We start from the raw sequence: 22,774 nt of genomic DNA on the forward strand, positions 1-22,774 counted from the left end.
GTCGCTCCGGGGTCGCGTCAGCGGCGCGGGCCGCGCAGCCGCGCGCCGACCCAGCGGGCCCGGCGGCGGAGGATGCGCGGAATCCCCAGTTGGGGATGCTGAGGGTACTGCGGATCACGTGGATCTCGGATCGGGAGGGCGGACGTGCTCGGCACGGCGCCCTTGTTGCGGAAGTTGTCAGACACGTCACGGAAATCGTGCGTCCAGCCCATACCCCGCAATGTGCCCGGGCCCCAAGGTCGGTAATCGCTCGACTGTCGCTCGATCGGCCTATGCGTCAGGCACGTGTGCCGGGTGCCGGTTCAGCGGTCCGGCTCGGGGTCCTTGAGCCAGTCGACGAGTTCGCTGCTGAACTGCGCCGGGTCCTCCTCGTGGGGGAAGTGCCCCAGCCCCTCGAAGAGCCGCCACCGGTACGGGGCCTCGACGTACTCGCCCGACCCGGCGCAGCTGCGGGTGCGCATCACCGGGTCGAGCGCGCCGTGCAGATGCAGCGTCGGCACCCGCACGGGCCGCTTCATCCGCCGGTTGAACTGGATGCCGTCCGGGCGGGCCAGCGAACGCACCAGCCACCGGTAGGGCTCCACCGCGCAGTGGGCCGTGGACGGCACGCACATCGCCCGCTGGTAGATCTCGACGTCCTTGTCCTCGGGCAGCCGAGGACCGGACCACTCCCGCAGCATCCGCCCGACGAGCGCGCCGTCGTCCGCGACGAGTTGCCGTTCCGGCAGCCACGGGGCTTGCAGGCCCCAGATGTGGGCGCTTGCCGCGGTCTGGCGGCGGTCGCGGAGCATCGCCGCACGCCAGCGGCGCGGGTGCGGCATCGAGGTCACGGCCAGCCGGCGGACGAGCTTGGGCCGCATGACCGCGGCCGTCCAGGCGAGGTAGCCGCCCAGCCCGTGCCCGACGAGGGCGGCGTCGGGCTCACCCAGCGACCGGATGACGCCGGTGACGTCCAGGGCGAGGTTCGCCGGGTCGTAGCCGCGTGGTGTGCGGTCGCTGCCGCCCAACCCCCGCAGGTCCATGGCGACGGCCCGGTACCCGGCGTCGGCCAGGGCGGGCAGCTGGTGCCGCCACGTCCACCAGAACTGCGGGAAGCCGTGCAGCAGCAGGACCAGGGGTCCGTCGCCCATCTCGGCGATGTGGAAGCGGGCGCCGTTCGCGGCGACGTCCCGATGTGACCAGGGGCCGTCCAGGGAGGCTGGGGAGAGGGCGGGGACCGTCATAGGGGGCAGTGTGTCACTGTTGGACACCGGTGGTGATCGCCCGGCTGTCCGTGGCGGGCCGCGGGTGCGGCTTGGCCTTCGCGAGGACGGCGGCCGACTCCTTGGCCGAGGCCATGGTCCGCTTGGGGGCCTGCACCTTCTTCAGCAGGGCGCGCGCCACCAGGCCGCACACGGCGGCGAACAGCAGCATGAGCACGCCCACCACGGCGAAGGCCACCGCGAGCGGGATCTTCCACCAGGCGTGCAGCCAGTAGGCGAGGGCGAAGCTGAACACCGGCAGGGAGAACAGCGCGAGCACGCCGGCGACGACGATGGCACCCACCCCGGCCGCGCCCTTGCCCACGGACGTCTTCAACTCCGCCTTGGCGAGCGCGATCTCCTCGTGCACCAGGGCGGACACCTCGGTGGTGGCCGAGGCGACCAGCTGTCCGATGCTGCGGCCCTCGTCGGCTGTGCTCACGTTTGCTCCCTCTGCTCGTCCGATGCCCCGGCACCTCGGGGCCGGTGGGGTATCAGGATGCCGGACCCGGGTCCGTTGTGCCGCTGCTGCCGGCCTGCTCGGCACGTCGGCGGTGTTCGGCGGCCTTCTCCTCGAGAATCCTGGCCATCCGCAGGTGGTACTCGGGCTCGCCCTCCTCGTACACGTCGGGAATGCCGTCGCCGTCGTCGTCGCGGTTCTCCTCCAGGTACACGTTGGTGTAGTGCTTGTTGCGCATCTTCAGCAGCACGGCGGCGAAGAGCGTCGCCAGGAAGGTGCCGATCAGGACGGAGGCCTTGATCTGCTCGTCCAGCGGGGTGCCCTCGAAGGCCAGGTCGCCGATGAGCAGGGCGACCGTGAAGCCGATGCCGGACAGGGCGGCCACCGCCAGCACGTCCATCCAGGCGAGCTCCTTGTTGAGCTCCGCCTTGGTGAAGCGGGCGGCGAGCCAGGCGCCACCGAAGACGCCGATGGTCTTGCCCAGCAGCAGACCGAAGACGACACCGAGCGTCTCCGGCTGGGAGAACACCTCGCCGATCGCACCGCCGGACACCGCGACGCCGGCGGCGAAGAGCGCGAACAGCGGCACCGCGAGTCCCGCGGACAGCGGTCGGACCCGGTGCTCGATGTGCTCGGCGGGGGAGTGCTCCTCGCCCTCCTTCAGGGTGCAGCGCAGCAGCAGGCCCATGGCCACACCGGCGACGGTGGCGTGCACGCCGCTGGCGTGCATCAGCGCCCAGATGGTCACGGCGAGCGGGACGTAGATGTACCAGCCCTTGACGCCGTTGCGGTGCAGGAACCAGAACAGCGCCAGTCCGACGACCGAGCCGAGCAGCGCCATCAGGTTGATGTTGGAGGTGTAGAAGATCGCGATGATGGTGATCGCGCCCAGGTCGTCGACCACGGCAAGGGTGAGCAGGAAGGCGCGGAGTGCGGAGGGCAGCGCGGTGCCGAGCACTGCCAGCACGCCGAGCGCGAAGGCGATGTCGGTGGCCATCGGGATGGCCCAGCCGCTCATGTCGCCCCGGCCGCCCATCGTGAAGGCGACGTAGACGAGCGCCGGCACGATCATGCCGCCGGCGGCCGCGACGATGGGCAGCGCGGCGGCTTTCGGGTCGCGCAGCTCGCCGGCGACCAGTTCCCGCTTGAGCTCGATGCCGGCGACGAAGAAGAAGATGGTGAGCAGGCCGTCCTTGGCCCAGTCGGCGACGGACAGGTTCAGGTGCAGCGACTCGGGGCCGAACTCGAAGTCCTTGAGGTCGGAGTAGAAACCACTCAGACCGGTGTTCGCCATCAGCAGGGCCACCACGGCGGCGGCCAGCAGCAGCATGCCGCCGACCGTCTCGGTGCGGAGGATGTCCGCGAGGACCCGGTTCTCCTTCAGCGGCGGTCGATGGAGGAACTCGGAGTCGTGGGTGTCGCGTGTCTTGGGCGCGGACAAGGCGGTGACCTCCAGAAGCGGTGATGCCTACACGTGTGCTCTGTGCCGACCAGTCTTCCCGGCGCGCCCATATTCTTGCCGCGATCTTTGTGCGGCACTCGCGCCACGCCCGTTGCGTGGCGCCCCAAGGGTAACCAACAAGGGTGAAGGGTGCCGGAGCGCCTTGCGGCCCCGACACCCTTCACTGTCCGTTATGTCAGCTGGTCGAACGGCTTGTCCGTGCCGTTCAGTCCTCGCTGGAACCGGCGGGCAGCCGGGTCTGGATGAGATCCATCACGGAGGAGTCGGTCAGCGTCGACACGTCACCGAGCGCCCGGTTCTCGGCCACGTCGCGCAGCAGCCGCCGCATGATCTTGCCGGATCGCGTCTTCGGCAGCTCGGCGACGGGCAGGATGCGCTTCGGTTTGGCGATGGGCCCGAGCTGCTTGGCGACGTGCGCGCGCAGCTCGTCCACCAGGGTGTCGTTCTCCGCGGCGGTGCCGCGCAGGATGACGAAGGCGCAGATCGCCTGGGTGGTCTGCGGGTCGGTGGCGCCCACCACCGCGGCCTCGGCCACCGAGGGGTGCGAGACCAGGGCGGACTCCACCTCGGTGGTGGAGATGTTGTGGCCGGAGACGAGCATGACGTCGTCGACGCGGCCCAGCAGCCAGATGTCGCCGTCAGTGTCCTTCTTCGCGCCGTCGCCGGCGAAGTAGCGGTTCTCGAACCGCGACCAGTAGGTGTCCAGGTAGCGCTGGTCGTCACCCCAGATGGTGCGCAGCATGGACGGCCACGGCTCGGTCAGCACGAGGTAACCGCCGCCGCCGTCCGGGACCTCCTTCGCCTCGTCGTCGACGACGGTCGCCGAGATGCCGGGCAGGGCGAGCTGCGCGGAGCCGGGCTTGGTGGCGGTGACACCGGGCAGCGGGCTGAGCATCATCGCGCCGGTCTCGGTCTGCCACCAGGTGTCCACGATCGGTGCGGAACCCGCGCCGATGTGCTGCCGGTACCACATCCACGCCTCGGGGTTGATGGGCTCACCGACGGAGCCCAGGATGCGCAGCGACGACAGGTCGAACTTCGCGGGGATGTCGTCGCCCCACTTCATGCAGGCGCGGATCGCGGTGGGCGCGGTGTAGAGCAGCGTGACGCCGTACTTCTGGACGATCTCCCACCAGCGCCCCTTGTGCGGGGAGTCCGGGGTGCCCTCGTACAGCACCTGGGTGGCGCCGTTGGCGAGCGGGCCGTAGACGATGTACGAGTGCCCGGTGACCCAGCCGACGTCGGCGGTGCACCAGTAGACGTCGGTCTCCGGCTTCAGGTCGAAGACGGCGTGGTGGGTGTAGGCCGTCTGGGTGAGGTAGCCGCCGGTGGTGTGCAGGATGCCCTTCGGCTTACCCGTCGTGCCGGAGGTGTAGAGGATGAAGAGCGGGTGCTCGGCGTCGAAGGCCTCGGGCGTGTGCTGCTCGGGCTGGCGGTCGACCGTCTCGTGCCACCACAGGTCGCGGCCCTCGGTCCACTCGACGTCCTGGCCGGTGCGGCGGACGACCAGGACGTTGCGCACGTTCTCGGTGCCGGGGCGGGTCAGGGCCTCGTCGACGGCCGGCTTGAGGGCGCTCGCGCCGCCCTTGCGGTAACCGCCGTCGGAGGTGATCACGACCCGGGCGTCGGCGTCCTGGATGCGGGTGGCGAGGGCGTCGGCGGAGAAGCCGCCGAAGACCACGGAGTGCGGCGCGCCGATCCGGGCGCAGGCCAGCATCGCGATGACGGCCTCGGGAATCATCGGCAGGTAGATGGCGACGCGGTCGCCGGTGTTGACGCCCAGCTCGGTGAGCGCGTGCGCGGCCCGGGAGACCTCGCGTTGCAGTTCGGCGTACGTCACGGACCTGCTGTCGCCCGGCTCGCCCTCGAAGTGCAGGGCGACGCGGTCGCCGTTGCCCGCCTCGACGTGCCGGTCGACGCAGTTGTGGGCGACGTTGAGGCGGCCGTCCTTGAACCACTTCGCGAACGGCGGGTTGGTCCAGTCGAGGGTCTCGGTCGGCTCGGTGTCCCAGCTGAGCCGGCGCGCCTGCTCGGCCCAGAAGCCCAGCCGGTCGGCCCTCGCCTGCTCGTACGCCTCGGCGGTCACGTTGGCGGCGGCAGCCAGCTCGGCAGGCGGCTCGAACCTCCGCTCTTCCTTGAGCAGGTTGTCGAGGGAAGGACGCTCGTTCACTGTCCCATCCCCTCTTCGGCCAGGCTTTCGTTGCTCACGACATCTCCCTTTCAAAGGGTGTGCGCTGTGTCCCAGCTCATACCTCAACAGCTTGTGAGGGTCTCTGACAAGGGCCCTCGGACAATTGGTTTAGACCTGTTGCGCCGAACGGTGGAGCGGTCCCGCCGAACGGTCCGCAGGCGGGTAGCGGGCGGCGCCGCGGCCCGTTCGGTGAGACCGCAGGGGCCCGCCGGATCCGCACCGCGGACCCCCCGGGGCGCCGCCTCCGCCGCGAGACGTCGCCGCGCCACCGGGGTCACGCCGGTCCGCCGCGAGACGTCGCCGCGGAGTCAGACCGCCCGCACCGGGGAGAACACCGGGGCCTGGCCTGCCGCGTCCTCCAGCACGTACGTCTGGGCCTCCGCCACGTGGAAGTACATGCCCTGCAGCTCCAGTGAACCGTCGGCGAGGCGCTTGGCGACGCACTCGTGGGCCCGCAGGTGCTCCAGCTGCTGGACGATGTTGGTCAGGCACAGCTCCTCCGTGCCGTCCGTCAGCGGCCGGTCGGCGATGCGGGGGGCCGAACCGTTCTGGGTGGCGAGACGCTCCAGACTGGGCCGGCCGTGCCGGAGCCAGCGGGCGAGGGAGTCCGGCAGCTCCGCGGCGCGCGCCTCCGCGGTGTTGTGCAGCGCCTGCATGGCGCCGCACCCCGAATGCCCGCAGACGGTGATCGCGCCGACGCGCAGCACGTGGACGGCGTACTCGATCGCCGCCGCCACCGAGTGGTCACCCGAGTCGCAGCCGGGCAGCGGCACGAGGTTGCCGACGTTGCGGACCGTGAACAGGTCCCCCGGGCCGCTGGAGGTGATCATGCTCGTCACCAGCCGGGAGTCCGCACACGTCAGGAAGAGGTGCGAGGGCTGCTGCCCGTCCCGGGCCAGCCGGGCCAGTTCACCGCGCACCACCGGAGCGGTGTTGCGCTGGTTGCGCACCCCGCCGAGCAGCCGGCTGCGGTGCTCGGGCTGCGGCTCGGACCCGTCGGGCTCGGGACGGGTGCACTGGTGGTTCAGCCAGGGGGTCCACGGGGTGCAGTGGTGCGTGCCGGACGGCTCGGCGATGCGGGCCCCCGCCCGGCCGGTGATCTCCACCTCGCCGCCACGGGCGAGATGCGCCGCCCGCCAGTCCTGGAGCGTCTCGAACGCCGCGTGGTCCATGAACGAGCCGTCCAGCTCCACGACGACCCGGCTCTGCTCCGGGACCTGGTTCAGCGCCCGGCTCAACCGCGGCACCGCGAGGAACGTCAGCTGGCCGCGGACCAGGACCCGGTGCTCGACACCGTCCGAGCCCGCCCGGGCCCCGCAGTCACCCGGCGCGTCGCACCTGCCCGAGGTCGGCCGTGCGGCGTCCGGGTCGTGCGGCTCACAGATGATCCGGGTACGCGCAAGCCGGTGCAGCGCCACGCCGATCGCCACCGCGATGCCGATGGCGACCCCTTCCAGCACGCCGAGCAGCACCACGGGCACGGCGGTGGCGATGTAGACCACCACCTCCCGGTGGCGCGTCACGCTGCGGATGTGCGTCACTTTGACCATCTGGACGCCGACCACCATCACCAGGGCGGCCAGGGCCGCCAGCGGGATCAGCTCCAGTACGGAGACCAGCAGCACCGACGCGCACAGCACCCAGCAGCCGTGCATCACCGTGGAGTTGCGGCTGACCGCGCCACTGGCCACGTTGGCCGAACTGCGCACCGCGACGCCGGTGATCGGCAGCCCGCCCAGCGCTCCCGAGACCACGTTGCCCGCGCCCTGCCCGCGCAGTTCACGGTCCAGATCGGCGCGCGGCACCGGGACGCCGCCCGCACTGGCGCGCGCCGCGGCGAGCTTGTCGACGGCGACGGCCGAGAGCAGCGACTCGACGCTCGCGACCAGCGTCACCGTCAGCACGGCGGCGAGCAGGCCGAGCACCTGGCCCTCCGGCAGGCCGGGCAGCGCGTGGCTGCGCCAGGACGGCAGGTCCACCCTGGGCAGGTGCAGCCCGGCGGCCAGGGCGAATCCGGTGGTGAGGACGACGGAAGCCAACGGCCCGGGCACCACACGGATCGCGTTGCCGATCCGGCCGCGCAGCCGCGGCCACAGCAGCAGCACCGCCACGGTGAGGGCACTCACCGACAACGCGGCCGGATGCGGATCGGACAGCTGCTGCGGCAGCTCCATGACGTTGGCGATCGCGGAACTCTCCGGGCTGCCGCCGAGCACGATGTGCAGTTGGGCCAGTGCGATGGTGACGCCGATCCCCGCGAGCATGCCGTGCACGATCGCCGGGCTGACCATCAGGGCGGAACGTGCCACCCGCAGGGCCGACAGGCCGAGTTGGGCGACTCCGGCGGCGATCGTGATGGCGCAGGTGGTGCGCCATCCGTAGATCTGGATCAGCTCGGCGGTGACCACGGTGAGCCCGGCGGCCGGCCCGCTGACCTGGAGCGGGGCACCGCCGAGGCGGCCGGCCACGATGCCGCCGACAGCCGCAGCCACCAGCCCGGCCTGTAGCGGGGCCCCGGTGGCCAGGGCGATGCCGAGGGAGAGCGGCAGGGCGACCAGGAAGACCGCGATCGAGGCGGACAGGTCGGCGGACCACCGACCGTCCCGCGGTCCGCGTTGGCGTGCTGACCAGGGTGGGGTGAACCGTCCGCTCCGGCGGGAGCCGGAGAGGAGGGCGGGCTGGGCGGAGCGCTCGGCGCGTGAGGCGGCGGCGCGAGGAACAGGGGCGCAGGCGGACATCGATCCCGTCTCCGTCGCAAGGGGTCCGTCACGGTGTGTGCGGAGGTGACTACTCTCAAGCTCAGGTAAACGAATCGTAATGCCAGGTAAAGAAGGATGGTGAGTGCTCCGCGGCGAATGGGGATGTTCTTCCGTCTAATGGGTGAATAAGCCACCGATTGCCGCTTGTCATACCAACCTATTTATCTCGACATGCCACGTTGTGGCGCAGCAGGTCCTGCGCAGTGACGGGTGAGTCGAGAGGCGTCCGAGGACGTCGAGGGTCGAGGTGAAGTGATGGCAGGCGCACGGAAGTTCGTCAGCGGTGTCGCTGCGGCGATGGCGGTGATCATGCTTGCGGCCGGTTGCGGCAGCGGTTCGGACGCCGACTCGGAACCGGGCTCGGCGGACTCCGGTGCGGGCGCGGGCTCCGGTGACGAGGGCGGCAAGAGCGAACGCCAACCCGAGGGCGAACAGCAGCGGCCCCGGGTCATCGGCGACGGGTCGACCGCCTTCACCGGCCTCCAGCCCAACCAGCCGAAACCGGCACGGCTCGAACCGGGGGAGCGGCCGCCCCAGTTCGTGGTCTTCTCCTGGGACGGTGCGGGGGAGGACAGCAAGAAGCTCTTCTCGCACTTCCGCGAGGTCGGCCGCAAGTACAACGCGCACATGACGTACTTCCTGTCCGGCATCTACCTCCTGCCGGAGGACGAGGCGAAACGTTACAACCCGCCCGGCCGCCGGCCCGGAGCCTCCGACATCGGCTACCTCAAGGACGAGAACGTCCGCGCCACGCTGGAGCAGGTCGGCGGCGCCTGGCGGGACGGCAGTGAGATCGGCACCCACTACAACGGGCACTTCTGCGGACCCACCGGCGTCGACAGCTGGTCCGTCGACGACTGGAAGAGCGAGATCGACCAGGCCAAGTGGTTCGTCAAGAACTGGAAGACCACAACGGGGTGGAAGGACCAGGAAGCGCTGCCGTTCGACTACGAGCAGGAACTCGTCGGCGGCCGCACCCCCTGCCTGGAGGGCCGGGACAACGTGGTGAAGGCAGCCGCCGAGAGGGGCTTCCGCTACGACTCCAGCGGCATCGGCAACCAGGTGTGGCCGAAGAAGGATGGGCCGCTGTGGGACATCCCGCTCCAGATGGTCCCGATGCCGGGCAGGGCGTTCGAGACGCTGGCGATGGACTACAACTTCATGGTCAACCAGTCCGGACCGGGCAGTGGGGACCCCGCGAAGCACCCCCAGTGGGAACGCCAGATGCGGGACGGCCTGCTCCAGGGCTTCGACCGCGCCTACCACGGCAACCGCGCCCCGATGATCGTCGGAAACCACTTCAACGGCTGGAACGGCGGCATCTACATGCGGGCCGTCGAGGACGTCATCAAGACGGTGTGCGTCAAGGACGAGGTGCGCTGCGTCTCCTTCCGGCAGCTGGTCGACTGGCTCGAGGTACAGGACCCGAAGGTGCTGGCGAAGCTGCGCGGACTGGGCGTCGGTGAACAGCCCAAGGGCGGCTGGGAGCGCTTCCTGGCGCCCCCGGCCGCCCCGGCGGCCCGCGAACGGCAGTCCGCCGACTCCTGACGGGCCCGTGCGGGCGGTCCCTGCGGCACGAAGCCTGCGGGGCGGGCTCCGTGGGCTCCGTCCGCTGCCGGAGGTCGGCCGGGCGGGCGGAGCCGACGGGTCGGAGATCAGGCCGGCTGGGGATCAGGCCGGCTGGGGATCAGGCGGGCTGAGGGTCGGACCGGCTGGATCAGACGGGTCGGGGATCAGGCCGGCTGGGGATCCAGGGCGTCCTCGCTGAGCTGGAAGGAGGGGTCGACCTGGGCGGCCAGGTCGACGCCGGTGCGGTCGTTGCCCCAGCTCTCCGCGTTGCGCAGGTGGAAGTGGACCATCTGGCGGGTGTAGCGGTCCCAGTCCCGCTCCGGGTAGGCGGCGTCGGCAGTGGCGTGCAGGGTCTCCAGCGCCTTGCGGTCCGCGTCGTCCAGGTCGGCGAAGGGCAGTAGACGCCCCTTCTCCATCGCCCGCACCCAGTCGGAGTGGCCGACGGTGACCAGCAGGTCCTCACCGATCTCGTCCTGGAGGAAGGCGAGGTCGTCCGGCCCCTGCACCTTGTTGCCGACCACCTTGAGGCGTACGCCGAAGTCCTCGGCGTACGAGCGGTACTGACGGTAGACCGAGACGCCCTTGCGGGTCGGCTCGGCGACCAGGAACGTCATGTCGAAGCGGGTGAACAAGCCCGAGGCGAAGGAGTCGGAACCGGCCGTCATGTCGACGACCAGGTACTCCTCGCGGCCGTCGACAAGGTGGTTGAGGCACAGCTCCACGGCGCCGACCTTGGAGTGGTAGCACGCCACGCCGAGGTCCGACTCGTTGAACGGGCCGGTCGCCAGAAGCCGGACGTCGCCGCCTTCCAGCTCGACCGGGCGGGCACACGCGTCGTAGATCGGGTTGTTCTCGCCGATGCGCAGCAGCCGGGATCCCTCACCCGGCGGCGTCGTCTTGATCATGGACTCGGCGGAGGCGATGCGGGGATTGGCCCCCCGCAGGTAGTCCTTGATCAGTGGCAGCCGGGCGCCCATGGCGGGAAGTGCGGCGGCTTCGGCTTCTTCCAGCCCCAGAGCGGCACCGAGGTGCTGGTTGATGTCGGCGTCCACTGCGATCACCGGGACCTGCAGGGCGGCCAGATGACGGATGAACAGTGCGGACAGCGTGGTCTTGCCGCTGCCACCCTTCCCAACGAAAGCGATCTTCATGTTCGTTAGCGTAGAGGGTGCGCCGGGGTGGCCCCGGCCACGGAGTGAAGAAGACCACTCGAACGGGGAGGTTGAAGCGCAACCGCGATGCGTAGGGTCGTGCCCATGAGTACGAGCCCGCAGCCCTCCGGTCACGCCGATCCGCTCGCCCCGCTCGGGGCCCTGCCCGGCGTGCCGGAGGCGGTCGAGTCGGTGCGCAAGGCGGTCGACCGGGTGTACGGCCACCGGGTGATGCGGCGCCGCAGTGTGGAGGTCACCTCCGAGGCGGTACTGCGGGCCGCGCGGGCCTCCGCGGCACTGTCCGGGGCCGACTGGGCTCTGGAGGAGGTGCGCCGGCGCAGCGACTTCCGCGGTGACGAGCAGGCCCGGACCGTGGGCGCCGCGCTGCGCCTCACCGCCGAAGCCGGCCAGTTGCTCGCCATCTGGCGGCAGTCACCCCTTCGGGTGTTGGCCCGTCTGCACCTGGTCGCAGCCGGCGGCACCGTCGGCGCGGACGGCGAGGTATCGGCGATCGACGGGGAGACTTCCGGCCCTGCGGCCTCCGACGCCGTGGGGCGTCCGCGGCTCCCAGGGGAGGCGGTGACGGAGCCGTTCGTCCCGCTGGACCTGCCCGACGCGGCCGAGGTGGCGGCCCGCCTGGAAGGCCTGACCAGCCTGATCGCGGCCGGGCCGTCGAGCCCGGCGCTGGTCACCGCGGCGGTCGTGCACGGTGAACTGCTCACCCTGCGCCCCTTCACCTCCCACAACGCTCTGGTGGCACGCGCCGCTGAGCGGATCGTGTTGATCGGCAGCGGGCTGGACCCCAAGTCGATCTGCCCTGCCGAGGTCGGACACGCGGAACAGGGACGCGAGGCGTACCTGCAAGCGCTGGAGGGCTACGCCTCCGGTACGGCAGAGGGGATGAGCAGGTGGATCGCCCACTGCGGGCAGTCGGTGCAGTTGGGGGTTCGAGAGTCGACCGCCGTGTGTGAGGCGCTGCAGCGCGGAGCGGCCTGAGACGCGGTGGCCTGACCGGCTCCGGGACGCGTTCGTTGCCGAACGGGCCCGTCGCAGCCGGACGGGCCCGTTGCGCTGGGACGAGCCAGTCGCAGCCGGACGGGCCCCTTGCGATAGGACGAGCCTGTTGCCTCCGGACTGGCCGCGAGGCGTGAAGCGCGGGGTCGGTCTCCGTCCCCGCAGTCACCGTTCGCTCGCCGCCGTGTGTCGCCGGGTGTCTCAAGGCCGAAGCGTGCCGGCTGCGTCTGCGGGGTCCGCACAGGGTTGCGGCGGCGCCGCTGTGCAGGCGGTGCCGCCGCTGGCATGTCCACCGGGGTACCAGAGCGTGCTCGAGGTTCGCCGCTCAGGTCAGGACTTTGCCCGTTACCTGGTGCGGTAGGCCCGTAATCGACGGGTCGGCGTCGCGTGGGTTCCCGATATTCATGCTCGGTCCGTGGGGCCTTTGTGTGGTGCGGAGATCCTCTCGGATGCCGTAGGTCTCGCGGGCCGTTAAGTCCTTTGTACTCCCCGAAACGGGGGAGGGAAACCCCTGCCGCAGATCTTTACTTTTGCTTTCAAATACCTCATGTCTTCCTGGTGGGGGTGATGTATGGCAAAGGCTTTACAGCGCGGCATGTCGGGCACGTCGCCGGCTGGTGTACCAGACCAGGCCCGCGGTGGCGGCGGCCGCTCCGACCGCTGCCGCCGCGGCGAGTACCGGGCGAGGCGGCATCGACAGCACGGGCATGCGCTGTTTCAGCCGGACCGGCCGCGAGAAGGTCAGGACCGGCCACTCCCTTGCGGCCGCTTCGCGGCGGAGTCCCCGGTCGGGGTTGACCGCGTGCGGGTGCCCAACGGCTTCCAGCATGGGCACGTCCGTGACCGAGTCGCTGTAGGCGTAGCAGCGGGACAGTTCGTACCCTTCCGATTCGGCGAGTTCGGCGATGGCTTCGGCCTTGGTGGGGCCGTAGGCGTAGTACTCGACCTCGCCGGTGTAGCAGCCGTCCTTGACGACCATGCGGGTTGCCACCACCCGATCGGCGCCGATGAGTTCGCCGATGGGCTCGACCACCTCGGCTCCCGAGGTGGAGACGATGACCACGTCGCGGCCGGCGAGATGGTGCTCCTCGATCAACGACGCGGCCTCGTCGTAGATGATGGGGTCGATCAGGTCGTGCAGGGTCTCCGCGACGATCTCCTGCACCTGCTGGACGTTCCAGCCGCGGCAGAGTGCCGACAGATACTGCCGCATTCGTTCCATCTGATCGTGGTCGGCACCGCCCAGTAGGTAGACGAACTGGGCGTATGCGGTGCGGAGTACGGCACGGCGATTGATCAGGCCACCGTGGTAGAAGGACTTGCTGAAGGTGAGCGTGCTCGACTTCGCAATGACCGTCTTGTCCAGGTCGAAGAACGCTGCTGTCCGGGGTGACGAGTGGTTTTCCACGAGACAGAGGATAGGCGCCCACCATTCGGCGTAAGGTGAGGCGTGTGGGTTTGCCTGAGAAGGCGCTCGGGTACACCATGGAAGTCACGGATCGTTCGCGACCGTGCTACCCCGGTTCGACTCCTCCCCCCCCGAGTCGACCGAGGAGACGACCCCCGCTCTCCCCCCCCGGCGGGGGTCGTCGCACGTCCAGGCACTTTTTGCTGCTTTCATCGGCGATCCTTCCTTCCTTCGCGTGTCCGTGCCGCGCTGCTGCCGACCGCTGCTCCCCATGAAGTCAGTGACTCTGCGTAGTTGCAAGACTGCCCTGTGAAAGTCACTTGGACGGGTGGCGGAGTTATGCACAACCGGTGGGTTATCCACAGATTCAGACCAAGATCCACATGAATTTCCGGGCTTCTGCACGGTGATTGCACAACGCTTCCGCGGCTGTTCGCGGTTGCGAGGATGCGAAGCCGAAGGGGGAAGTCCAGGTGGCTCAAACCATCCTGATCGTCACGGAGGACGCCGACCTTCTCGACGACCTGTTGCGGTTGTGCGCCGCGGCGGGAGCCGAGGCCCAGGTCGCGCCGGGCGGCCCGCTCGACGAAGCCGACTGGCGGGCCGCTCCGCTCGTCCTGGTCGGTGACGACCGCGCCGGCCCGCTGGCCCGGACGCTCGGACCGCCCGCGCGCCGGCCGGGTGTGCTGCTGCTCGGTCGGGATCTCGACGACCACGGCGTGTGGGAGCGGGGTGTGGGCATCGGAGCCGAGCATGTGGTGTTCCTGCCCGACGCCGAGCCCTGGCTGACAGGGCGCATCGCCGACGCCGCGGAGGGCGCGGGTCAGCAGGGCGTCACCATCGGAGTGATCGGTGGCCGCGGCGGAGCCGGCGCCTCGACGCTTGCCTGCGCACTGGCGGTGGCGGCCGGCCGCAGTGGCCGGCGCAGCCTGCTCGTTGACGCCGATCCGCTCGGTGGCGGTCTGGACGTCCTCCTCGGCGGAGAGGCAGCCGACGGACTGCGCTGGCCGGCGTTCACCGAGTCACGCGGCCGGGTGGGCGCCGCCGCGCTGGAGGACTCCCTGCCGTGCCTGCACGGCGTCCGGGTCCTCAGCTGGGACCGGGGCACGGGAGTCGCCGTGCCCCCCGAAGCGATGCGCTCGGTGCTGGGCGCCGCCCGGCGCCGGGGCGGTGCGGTGGTGATCGACCTGCCTCGCCGCACGGACGAGCCGGTGGGCGAGGCGCTGAGCCAACTCGACCTGGGACTCATGGTGGTTCCGGCCGAGCTGCGAGCCATCGCGGCTGCCCACCGCCTGGCGTCCAGGCTCGCCCTGGTGCTGCGGGACCTGCGTGTCGTGGTGCGCGGACCGAGCCGGCCCGGGCTGCCCGACGAGGAGATCGCCCGCCTGCTGGGTCTGCCGCTCGCCGGTGAACTCCCCTGCGAGAAAGGGCTTCTGGAGTCCGTCGAACGAGGCGCCCCGCCCGGCACGACGCCCGGTAGCCCGCTCGCCGAGTTCTGCACGGCGCTGTGGGACCGGGCCCTGCCCGGTGAGAGTCACGGGAGCGTGACGGCATGATCAGCGGCACCTCGCAGGAGCTGGTGGACGCCGTCCGGCTCCGGCTGGTGGAGAGCGGCGCGGAGCCCACACCGGCGCGAGTCGCCGCGGCTCTCCGCGCGCAGGGCCGACTGCTCGGGGACAGCGCGGTGCTGGGGGTGGTCCGCGCACTGCGCTCCGAACTTGTCGGCACCGGTCCGCTGGAGCCGTTGCTGGGTGATCCCGAGGTCACGGACATCCTGGTGACTGGCCCCGACGAGGTGTGGGTGGACCGCGGCCGAGGCGTCGAACCCACCACCATCCGCTTTCCCGACGAGGCAGCGGTCCGTCGCCTGGCCCAACGCCTGGCGACGGCGGCCGGGCGGCGCCTCGACGACGCCCGGCCGTGGGTCGACGCCCGGCTCCCGGACGGCACCCGCATGCACGCCGTACTGCATCCCGTCGCGGTCGACTCGACCTGCCTGTCGCTGCGGGTGGTGCGGCCTCGCGCGTTCGGCCTGGCCGAACTGGTGACGGCTGGAACGATCCCACCCGGCGGGGACCGACTGCTCCGCGCGGTACTCGACGCCCGTCTGTCGTTCCTGGTGTCCGGCGGCACCGGCTCCGGGAAGACGACCCTGCTCAGCAGCCTGCTGGGCTTGGTGGGCCGGGACGAACGCATCGTGCTCACGGAGGACTCCGCCGAACTGCGTCCCGACCATCCGCACGTGGTCCGGTTGGAGACCCGCCCTGCCAACCAGGAGGGCGCCGGTCTGGTCGAGCTGCGGGACCTGGTGCGTCAGGCCCTGCGTATGCGTCCCGACCGCCTGGTCGTCGGTGAGGTCCGCGGGGCGGAGGTCACCGACCTCCTGGCCGCCCTGAACACCGGCCACGAAGGGGGCTGCGGCACGGTGCACGCGAACGCGGCCGCGGACGTGCCGGCTCGGCTCGAGGCGCTGGGCATGACGGCAGGGCTGGACCGTGCGGCCCTCCACAGCCAGTTGGCAGCCGCACTCTCCCTCGTTCTCCACCTGGCCCGGGACCGTACCGGCTGCCGCCGGGTGGCGGAGATCCACGTACTTGAGCGGGACCGTGACGGCTGGGTGCGTACCGTGCCCGCGGCGCGGTGGGCCCCTGGGGGCTTCGAACGCGCCGCCGGCTGGGACCGGCTGCGTGCGCTCTGCGGACGCGGCGGAGGTGCCTGGTGACGGTCCCGGTGGAACCGGCCTGTGCGGCTCTGCTCTGCGCCGGCGCTGCCACTCTCCTGGCCGGTCGGCGGGATCAGGGCGCCCGTCGGGTGAGGCTTGCTCTGTCCGGTGCTGCTCCGCCGGATGCCGGGGCCGCTGTCAGCGTGCGGGCCCGCCGGCTGCACGACACGGTGCGCCGCCTCGACCCGCGTTCCCTCGCGGGGCGTGTCGGTCACCAGTGGCTGTGCCTGCCCGTCGGGGCGCTACTCGCTTCGGTGGGCGGGTCCCTGCTGCCGCTGGTGCTTGCGGTGGCCGCTGTGCCGCTGGTCCGGAGTCGGCTGCGTCGGAGGGAGGAGCGGCGGACGGCGGAGGGCGTCGAAGCGGCGGTGCTGGAGTTCTGCGACGGGCTGGTGGCGGAGCTGCGTTCCGGCCGACAGGCGGAAGGCGCTCTGCTGGCGGTGGGTGCCGCAGGCCTGGGACCGGCGGGTGGGACAGTCCTGGCCGCGGCCAGATTCGGCGGTGACGTTCCGGCAGCCCTGTACCGCGCCTGCCGCATGCCGGGCGCCGGCGGCCTGGCCGGAGTCGCAGCCTGCTGGCGGGTGGCGGTGAACGGCGGCGCCGGCCTTGCCGACGGGCTCGACCGGGTGGCAGCCGCGCTGCGTGCCGAGCGCGACCAACGGCAGGAAGTGCGGGCCCAGTTGGCCGGCCCGAGATCGACCGCTCTGGTGCTCGCCCTGCTGCCGGGCTTCGGTCTGCTGCTGGGCACCACGATGGGCGCCGACCCGCTGGGGGTGCTGCTGCACTCCTCGACGGGCTGGGCGGTACTGGCCGCCGCAGGCCTCCTGGAATGGGCCGGCCTGGCCTGGGTGGCCCGCATCGTGCAGCAGGCGGAGGGGAGCGCGGCGACATGAGCGCACGCACTGTGCACAGGGTGTGGAGAACTATTTCCAGTCGAGATCCGCTGCCGGCGATGCTCGCCTGGCCGCTGATGTCCTTCCGCGGCGCGCGCAGCCGTAGACGGCTGGCCGCACTGCTCCCGCACGCTCCTCAGACCACCCCTGCCCGCCTCCGCGTACCGGAGCCGACAGCCGGGTCCGGGGGAGGAGTATCGAGGCGGCCGCTACGTGACGCGGCCTTCGCGACGGGAGCCGGAGCGACGGTCATCATCTTCATCGGTGGGATGGCTGGATTCATCGCAGGACTCGCCGTCGCCTTCGCCGTGTGGAGATGGCTGCGACAGCACACGGACCCCGCGGCGACCGCAGCCGCCGCCGAGCAGCGCGAGACGTCCGAGCAACTCCCGCTCGCCGCTGCCTTGCTGACGGCCTGCTTGGCAGCCGGGTCCGGGCCCCAGCAGGCAGCTCACGCCGTCGGCACGTCGATCGGAGGGCCGCTCGGCAAGCGGTTGGTGCGGGCGGCCGACGAGCTGCGGCTCGGCGCCGATCCGTCTACCGCCTGGGCTCGGATAGCCGATGTCCCGGAGGTTGCCGGGCTGGCTCGCTGCCTGGAGCGGGCCCACCGCTCCGGGGCGCCGGCGATCGAGTCCGTCAGCCGACTGGCCGACCGTTGCCGAGCCGACCGGGGCCGGGCGGCAGCGGCCAGGGCCCGCCGAGCCGGGGTACTGGTGACGGCTCCGTTGGGTCTGTGTTTTCTTCCGGCGTTCCTGCTGGTCGGCGTGGTGCCGGTGGTCATCGGTCTCGGCCGCTCGCTGCTGTGAGACCACCCGGACACCTCCGGACACCTGACGAACACGCCAGTACGCCACCACAGCGACACGCCCCACAGCAACAAGCCACCACAGCGACACGCCCCACAGCGACACGCCGTCACAGCGACACGCCGCCATGCCAACGAGCCGTGCCGTCGGCGGGCAGCACATCACCTCTACCGCTGGCGGGACCGCCGGCACCCATGCACGCCCGTACAGGAGGAACATCATGCGAGTTCGGTTGAAGCGACTGCGGGACCACGGCGGCGACGCCGGTATGAGCACCGCGGAATACGCGGTCGGCACCATCGCGGCCTGCGGCTTCGCGGCTGTGCTCTATCAGGTCGTCACCAGCGACGCGGTGAGCGCGGCCATGGGTCAGTTGGTGCAGCGAGCCCTCGATGCGGGTTTCTGAGCGATGGAAGTGCGACAGAGGACAGGTCACCGCCGAGACAGCGGTCGTGGTGCCCTCGCTGATCTTTCTTCTCGGCTTGCTGATGTGGGGGCTCTTGGCTACGGCCGGGCAGATCCAGTGCGTGGACGCCGCGCGAGCGGGCGCGCGAGCGGCCGCTCGCGCGGAGAGCACGAAGCAGGCCGTGGCAGCGGCCGAGGAGGTGGCCCCTGCGGGCGCTCAGGTGGTGCTGCGGAGGGAGGGTCCCCTCGTCCGGGTACGTGTGACGGCCCGGTCTGCCGGCCCTGGGCCGCTCTCCGTGGGGCTCCGGGCGGAGGCGGTGGCCCGAACGGAACGCCCCACCGGCCTGCTGGCGGACTTCGAAGCAGCGGACGGTCCGCACCCACCCGCGACGGACGGCGAGCCGGCGGCGGCACGGGAAGGCGGTCAGTCGGCACCACAAGGAAAGGCGACCGCCGAAGATGAGGCAGATCCGGACGGCTTCCCCTCCGGCGACGCTCTCCCCGATGACCTCCGCACCGACGGCTCACCCACGGGCGACTCCCGCAACGGCAGTCCATCCGCCGATGAAGCACTCACGGCTCAGAAGACGACCGCTCGGCCGGACGGTGGGGGCGGGGACAGCGGGAACAGCGTGGACAGCGGGGGCGGTGCGGACGGCGCGGGCGGTGAAGGAGGCAGGGGGAAACAGGGCAGGGTGGCGGGCGACGGTGATGGGCCGGGCGGCGGCTGAGCGAGGCTCCGCGTCGGTGTGGACGGCCGTCTGCGCGGCCGGGTTGTGCGCGGTGTTCGCCATGCTGCTGACCTTCGGTCAGGCGGTCGCCGCACGGCACCGGGCCGGCGGCGCGGCCGACCTGGCAGCACTGGCCGCTGCCGACCACGCCTTCCGGGGCTCGCAGGCCGCCTGCGGCGTGGCGGACAGGGTCGCCCGGGCGCAGAGCGCCCGTGTGGTGCGGTGCGCGGTGCGCGGTGGCGTCGCGGACCTCACCGCGGAGGTGGTGTGGGGCCCCTACCGTCCGCAGGTCCGGTCCCGTGCGGGTCCACCCGCAGCAGCTCCGTGAGCAGTCGCAGCGCTCCCCGCTTGTGCAGCGGATCGTTGCCGTTGCCGCACTTGGGCGACTGGATGCAGGAAGGGCAGCCGCTGTCGCACTCGCAGGCCGCGATCGCCTCGCGGGTGGCCGTCAGCCACTCGCGGGCGGTGCGGAAGGCCCGTTCGGCGAACCCGGCGCCGCCGGGGTGACCGTCGTAGACGAACACGGTCGGCAGCAGGGTGTCGGGATGCAGGGGAACGGAGACGCCTCCGATGTCCCAGCGGTCGCAGGTGGCGAACAGCGGCAGCATGCCGATCGCGGCGTGTTCGGCGGCGTGCAGCGCCCCCGGCAGTACGTCGGGGCCGATGCGCGCGGCGTCCAACTGGTCCTCGGTCACCGTCCACCACACCGCTCGGGTGCGCAGCGTGCGCGGTGGCAGGTCCAGTTTCGTCTCACCGAGGACCTCCCCGGTGATGAGCTTTCGACGCAGATAGGAGACGACCTGGTGGGTGACCTCCACCGAACCGAAGCACAACCGGCCGGACCCCCAGGGGACCTCGGTCTCGGTGTCCAGGACCGAGAGGGCGGTGGTCTCCCTGGCCATGGTCGACCAGGGCGGGCTCTCCTCCTCGACGAGCGCCACCGCGCCGTCCGGATCGTCCAGGCGCAACCGGCGCACCACGTAGCTGCGGCCCTGGTGCAGGTGGACGGCCCCTTCGTGCACCGTGGAGTGGGCCGCGGCGGCATCCACCGTGCCCAGCAGGCGGCCGGTCGGAGCCTCCACCACCTGCACGGGACGGCTGCCCTGACCGCGGATGTCGGCGAGGTCGGCGGCCCGCTCCCGACGCGTCCAGTACCAGGCTGCGCCGCGTCGGCGCAGCAGCTTGCGCTGCTCCAGTTGCGGCATCAACCCTGCGGCGGCCGGCCCGAACAGGTCCAGATCGGCTTCGGTGAGCGGGATCTCGGCAGCCGCCGCACAGAGGTGGGGGGCCAGGACGTAGGGGTTGTCGGGGTCGAGCACGGTGCTCTCGACCGGCTGGCGGAACAGCGCGTCCGGGTGGTGCACCAGATAGGTGTCCAGCGGGTCGTCGCGGGCGACGAGGACGGCCAGCGCGCCCTGGCCGCGGCGCCCGGCCCGACCGGCCTGCTGCCAGAGCGACGCTCGGGTGCCGGGGTAGCCGGCGAGCAGCACCGCGTCCAGTCCGGAGATGTCCACGCCGAGTTCCAGCGCGGTGGTGGCAGCCAGCCCGAGCAGTTCACCACTGTGCAGAGCACCTTCCAGCGCGCGCCGCTCCTCGGGCAGGTAGCCGCCGCGGTAGGCGGCCACCCGTCCTGCCAGCGAGCGGTCCACCTCGGCCAGCCGCTCCTGCGTGATGACGGAGACGAGTTCCGCGCCGCGCCGGGATCGGACGAACGCCACCGTGCGCACACCGGCCACCGTCAGATCGGTCAGGAGTTCGGCGGTCTCCGCGGTCGCGGTCCGCCGGACCGGGGCGCCGCGCTCGCCTTTCAGCTCGGTCAGTGGCGGCTCCCAGAGCGCGAAGACCAGCTCGCCCTGCGGCGAGGTGTCCTCGGTGACCTCGGCCACCGGCACGCCCGTCAGCCGGGTGGCGGACGCGCCCGGCTCGGCGGCGGTCGCGGACGCGAGCAGAAAGACGGGTTCGGCCCCGTAGCGGGCCGCGACGCGCCGGAGCCGGCGAAGAACCTGGGCGACGTGCGAGCCGAACACACCGCGGTAGGTGTGGCACTCGTCGATCACCACGTAGCGCAGCGCGCGGAGGAAGGAGGCCCAGCGGGGGTGGGCGGGGAGCATGCCGCGATGCAGCATGTCGGGGTTGGTCAGGACGTAGTTGGCGTACTGGCGGACCCACTCGCGCTGTTCGTAGGGCGTGTCACCGTCGTACACGGCCGGTCGCACGGCCTTGCCGAGCGGGGCCGCCAGCCCGCCCATGGCACGCCGCTGATCGGCGGCGAGCGCCTTGGTCGGGGCGAGGTACAGCGCGGTGGCCCCCCTGCCGTTCGGGGCCTCCGAGCCCTCCAGCAGGGCGTTGAGCACCGGCAGGCCGTAGGCGAGCGACTTGCCCGAGGCGGTGCCGGTGGCGACGACCACCGACTCGCCGCGCAGCGCGTGGCCGGCAGCGAGCGACTGGTGCTCCCAGGGCTGCTCGATGCCGGCGGCCCGCACGGCTTCGATCAGTTCCGGCCGGATCGGATCGGGCCATTCCGCATGACGTCCGAGTCGCGGGGGCAGGTGCTCCGTATGGGTGATGCGCGCAGCCCGACCTGGCCCTTCGGCCAGAGCGGCGAGAACCGATCGTGGAGCCGCCGGGGCCGGGCGGGAGCCCGTGGATCGAGGACGCTGGTTGCTGGCCATCGGGTCCGAGTGTGTCACCGTCGTGACGGACAATGACCGCAAGGCGTCGTGCGGGCCGGTAGGTAAGTGATTGAATGCCCCTGCGGCTGCCGATCCATGGGGGGCGACCGCTCGATAGCAAGGTGCTGGAGGATCCGTGGACCTGTCCCTGTCGACCCGTACCGTCGGCGATCGCACGATCGTCGAGGTGGGTGGCGAGATCGATGTATACACAGCGCCCAAGCTGCGTGAGCAGCTGGTGGAGTTGGTGAACGATGGAAGCTTCCACCTTGTCGTGGATATGGAAGGTGTCGACTTCCTCGACTCCACCGGGCTCGGTGTGCTTGTTGGTGGCTTGAAGCGAGTCCGTGCGCACGAGGGTTCGTTGCGCCTGGTCTGCAACCAGGAGCGCATTCTCAAGATCTTCCGCATCACCGGACTGACCAAGGTGTTCCCGATTCACACCTCGGTCGACGAGGCCGTTTCGGCCACCGACTGACGGAACCGAACCCGCAGGCCCGCCTCCGGGGGCCGACGGCCGCAACCCGGCCGTGCCCCTGGACGGCTCGCCGTACGACATCCAGGGGGATGGCATGGCCACCGTCGAACTTCGTTTCAGCGCGCTTCCCGAGCACGTGCGAACGGCCCGGTTGGTGGCAGCCGCCGTGGCCCGTCGTGCCGGGGTCGACGAAGCGGTGCTCGACGAGGTCCGCCTCGCGGTCGGTGAGGCGTGCAGCCGGGCCGTCGGCCTGCACATCAGCAACGGTCTGGAGACCCCGGTGCGGGTCGCCCTCATCGAGGACGAGAAGAAGTTCTCCATCGAGGTCGGCGACGACGTGCCGTCGGTGTCCGGTCCGTCCTCCGACTCCGTTCCCGACTCGCCTTCCGCCGCGGTGGAGCAGGCGGAGGGGGACGGTGAGATGGGTCTGGCCGTCATCAGCGGGCTCGTCGACGACGTAGAGGTGACCTCCGACGGTCGGGGCGGCCTCATCCGCATGTCCTGGCCGACCCTGGCCGCCACGCTGCTGCCCTGAGCCAGCCGCCCCACGGCTGAGTCCGCGGGGCGCCTCCGGCCGGAACGTCGCCGGTCTGAACGCCGCCCGGGCCACCACTGCCTGCCATGCCGTCCCGCGCTCGCTGACGCCTGAGCCGTCGTTACGCGAGTCGCCGCTGACCGAACCGCCGCCGCCCTGACTCGGCGTCGGCGTCGCCGCTCCGCCTTGCTCCTGGACGGACGGCTCTCCGTGGGTGAGCCCTTCAGCGAGCGGGCCGCCCGGCGGCCCCCGCACTCGCCCCGCCGGCTTCGCCCTCGCG

The 22,774-nt window shown here is 71.4% G+C and carries 20 protein-coding genes; 11 read left to right on the forward strand and 9 right to left on the reverse strand.

Annotation, left to right across the window (positions count from 1 at the left end):
- Nucleotides 1-17: 17 nt before the first annotated feature.
- The 6 genes from ACYVE9_RS02625 to ACYVE9_RS02650 form a co-directional block, all read right to left on the reverse strand.
- Entirely contained in the window at nt 18-212 is a 195-nt protein-coding gene (locus tag ACYVE9_RS02625) for a hypothetical protein (RefSeq protein ID WP_461026047.1), read from the reverse strand.
- A gap of 90 nt (nt 213-302) precedes the next feature.
- Nucleotides 303-1,223 carry an alpha/beta fold hydrolase gene (locus tag ACYVE9_RS02630; protein WP_461026048.1) on the reverse strand — a complete coding sequence of 307 codons (921 nt, stop codon included), beginning with the start codon at nt 1,221-1,223 and terminating at the stop codon, nt 303-305.
- A 13-nt stretch (nt 1,224-1,236) separates the two neighbouring features.
- Complete coding sequence (locus ACYVE9_RS02635) at nt 1,237-1,683, reverse strand: phage holin family protein (RefSeq protein ID WP_461026049.1); 447 nt, start codon at nt 1,681-1,683, stop codon at nt 1,237-1,239.
- A gap of 52 nt (nt 1,684-1,735) precedes the next feature.
- On the reverse strand, nt 1,736-3,142 hold the full coding sequence (gene nhaA, locus ACYVE9_RS02640) for a Na+/H+ antiporter NhaA (protein ID WP_461026050.1): 1,407 nt from the start codon (nt 3,140-3,142) through the stop codon (nt 1,736-1,738).
- A 226-nt stretch (nt 3,143-3,368) separates the two neighbouring features.
- Nucleotides 3,369-5,333, reverse strand: a complete 1,965-nt coding sequence (gene acs / locus ACYVE9_RS02645) for an acetate--CoA ligase (protein WP_461026051.1) — start codon at nt 5,331-5,333, stop codon at nt 3,369-3,371.
- Nucleotides 5,334-5,662: 329 nt separating this feature from the next.
- Nucleotides 5,663-8,092, reverse strand: a complete 2,430-nt coding sequence (locus ACYVE9_RS02650; protein ID WP_461026052.1) for a SulP family inorganic anion transporter — start codon at nt 8,090-8,092, stop codon at nt 5,663-5,665.
- 273 nt (nt 8,093-8,365) lie between these two features.
- On the opposite strand from ACYVE9_RS02650, the gene ACYVE9_RS02655 reads away from it, so the two are divergent.
- Nucleotides 8,366-9,661 (forward strand): polysaccharide deacetylase family protein, encoded by a 1,296-nt coding sequence (locus ACYVE9_RS02655; RefSeq protein WP_461026053.1) that lies wholly within the window; start codon nt 8,366-8,368, stop codon nt 9,659-9,661.
- Between the two features lie 185 nt (nt 9,662-9,846).
- Here the strand turns inward: ACYVE9_RS02655 and ACYVE9_RS02660 are convergent, their stop codons facing one another.
- Nucleotides 9,847-10,833, reverse strand: coding sequence for an ATP-binding protein (locus tag ACYVE9_RS02660; RefSeq protein ID WP_461026054.1), 987 nt, complete (start codon nt 10,831-10,833; stop codon nt 9,847-9,849).
- 105 nt (nt 10,834-10,938) lie between these two features.
- Between ACYVE9_RS02660 and ACYVE9_RS02665 the strand changes: the two genes are divergently transcribed.
- Entirely contained in the window at nt 10,939-11,829 is an 891-nt protein-coding gene (locus tag ACYVE9_RS02665) for a Fic family protein (RefSeq protein WP_461026055.1), read from the forward strand.
- 601 nt (nt 11,830-12,430) lie between these two features.
- Here ACYVE9_RS02665 and ACYVE9_RS02670 read toward each other — a convergent pair.
- Nucleotides 12,431-13,267 (reverse strand): HAD family hydrolase, encoded by an 837-nt coding sequence (locus tag ACYVE9_RS02670; protein WP_461026065.1) that lies wholly within the window; start codon nt 13,265-13,267, stop codon nt 12,431-12,433.
- Between the two features lie 461 nt (nt 13,268-13,728).
- Here ACYVE9_RS02670 and ssd point away from each other — a divergent pair, with 461 nt between their 5' ends.
- The 7 genes from ssd to ACYVE9_RS02705 all read left to right on the forward strand — a co-directional run bounded on the left by ssd (nt 13,729) and on the right by ACYVE9_RS02705 (nt 19,137).
- The gene (ssd, locus tag ACYVE9_RS02675; protein ID WP_461026056.1) at nt 13,729-14,811 is read left to right on the forward strand and encodes a septum site-determining protein Ssd; all 1,083 of its coding nucleotides are present in this window, start codon (nt 13,729-13,731) and stop codon (nt 14,809-14,811) included.
- Complete coding sequence (locus ACYVE9_RS02680) at nt 14,808-15,977, forward strand: TadA family conjugal transfer-associated ATPase (RefSeq protein WP_461026057.1); 1,170 nt, start codon at nt 14,808-14,810, stop codon at nt 15,975-15,977. Before ssd ends, ACYVE9_RS02680 begins: the two co-directional genes overlap by 4 nt.
- Nucleotides 15,974-16,867: a type II secretion system F family protein gene (locus ACYVE9_RS02685; protein WP_461026058.1), complete on the forward strand. Its 894-nt coding sequence runs from the start codon at nt 15,974-15,976 to the stop codon at nt 16,865-16,867. The genes ACYVE9_RS02680 and ACYVE9_RS02685 overlap by 4 nt, the downstream gene beginning before the upstream one ends.
- Before the next feature lie 269 nt (nt 16,868-17,136).
- The gene (locus ACYVE9_RS02690; RefSeq protein ID WP_461026059.1) at nt 17,137-17,673 is read left to right on the forward strand and encodes a type II secretion system F family protein; all 537 of its coding nucleotides are present in this window, start codon (nt 17,137-17,139) and stop codon (nt 17,671-17,673) included.
- A gap of 220 nt (nt 17,674-17,893) precedes the next feature.
- Complete coding sequence (locus ACYVE9_RS02695; protein ID WP_461026060.1) at nt 17,894-18,079, forward strand: DUF4244 domain-containing protein; 186 nt, start codon at nt 17,894-17,896, stop codon at nt 18,077-18,079.
- Nucleotides 18,066-18,809, forward strand: a complete 744-nt coding sequence (locus ACYVE9_RS02700; protein WP_461026061.1) for a TadE family type IV pilus minor pilin — start codon at nt 18,066-18,068, stop codon at nt 18,807-18,809. The genes ACYVE9_RS02695 and ACYVE9_RS02700 overlap by 14 nt, the downstream gene beginning before the upstream one ends.
- Nucleotides 18,810-18,825: 16 nt before the next feature.
- Nucleotides 18,826-19,137, forward strand: coding sequence for an Rv3654c family TadE-like protein (locus ACYVE9_RS02705; protein ID WP_461026062.1), 312 nt, complete (start codon nt 18,826-18,828; stop codon nt 19,135-19,137).
- Here the strand turns inward: ACYVE9_RS02705 and ACYVE9_RS02710 are convergent.
- Nucleotides 19,061-21,481, reverse strand: a complete 2,421-nt coding sequence (locus ACYVE9_RS02710; RefSeq protein WP_461026063.1) for a DEAD/DEAH box helicase — start codon at nt 21,479-21,481, stop codon at nt 19,061-19,063. The genes ACYVE9_RS02705 and ACYVE9_RS02710 overlap by 77 nt on opposite strands.
- Before the next feature lie 136 nt (nt 21,482-21,617).
- On the opposite strand from ACYVE9_RS02710, the gene bldG reads away from it, so the two are divergent.
- Together bldG and ACYVE9_RS02720 are read left to right on the forward strand one after the other, a co-directional pair.
- Nucleotides 21,618-21,959 carry an anti-sigma factor antagonist BldG gene (gene bldG / locus ACYVE9_RS02715; RefSeq protein ID WP_283994297.1) on the forward strand — a complete coding sequence of 114 codons (342 nt, stop codon included), beginning with the start codon at nt 21,618-21,620 and terminating at the stop codon, nt 21,957-21,959.
- A gap of 94 nt (nt 21,960-22,053) precedes the next feature.
- Nucleotides 22,054-22,494, forward strand: a complete 441-nt coding sequence (locus ACYVE9_RS02720; RefSeq protein ID WP_461026064.1) for an ATP-binding protein — start codon at nt 22,054-22,056, stop codon at nt 22,492-22,494.
- The last annotated feature ends 280 nt before the right edge of the window (nt 22,495-22,774 follow it).

The sequence above is a fragment of the Streptomyces sparsus genome, assembly GCF_054776295.1.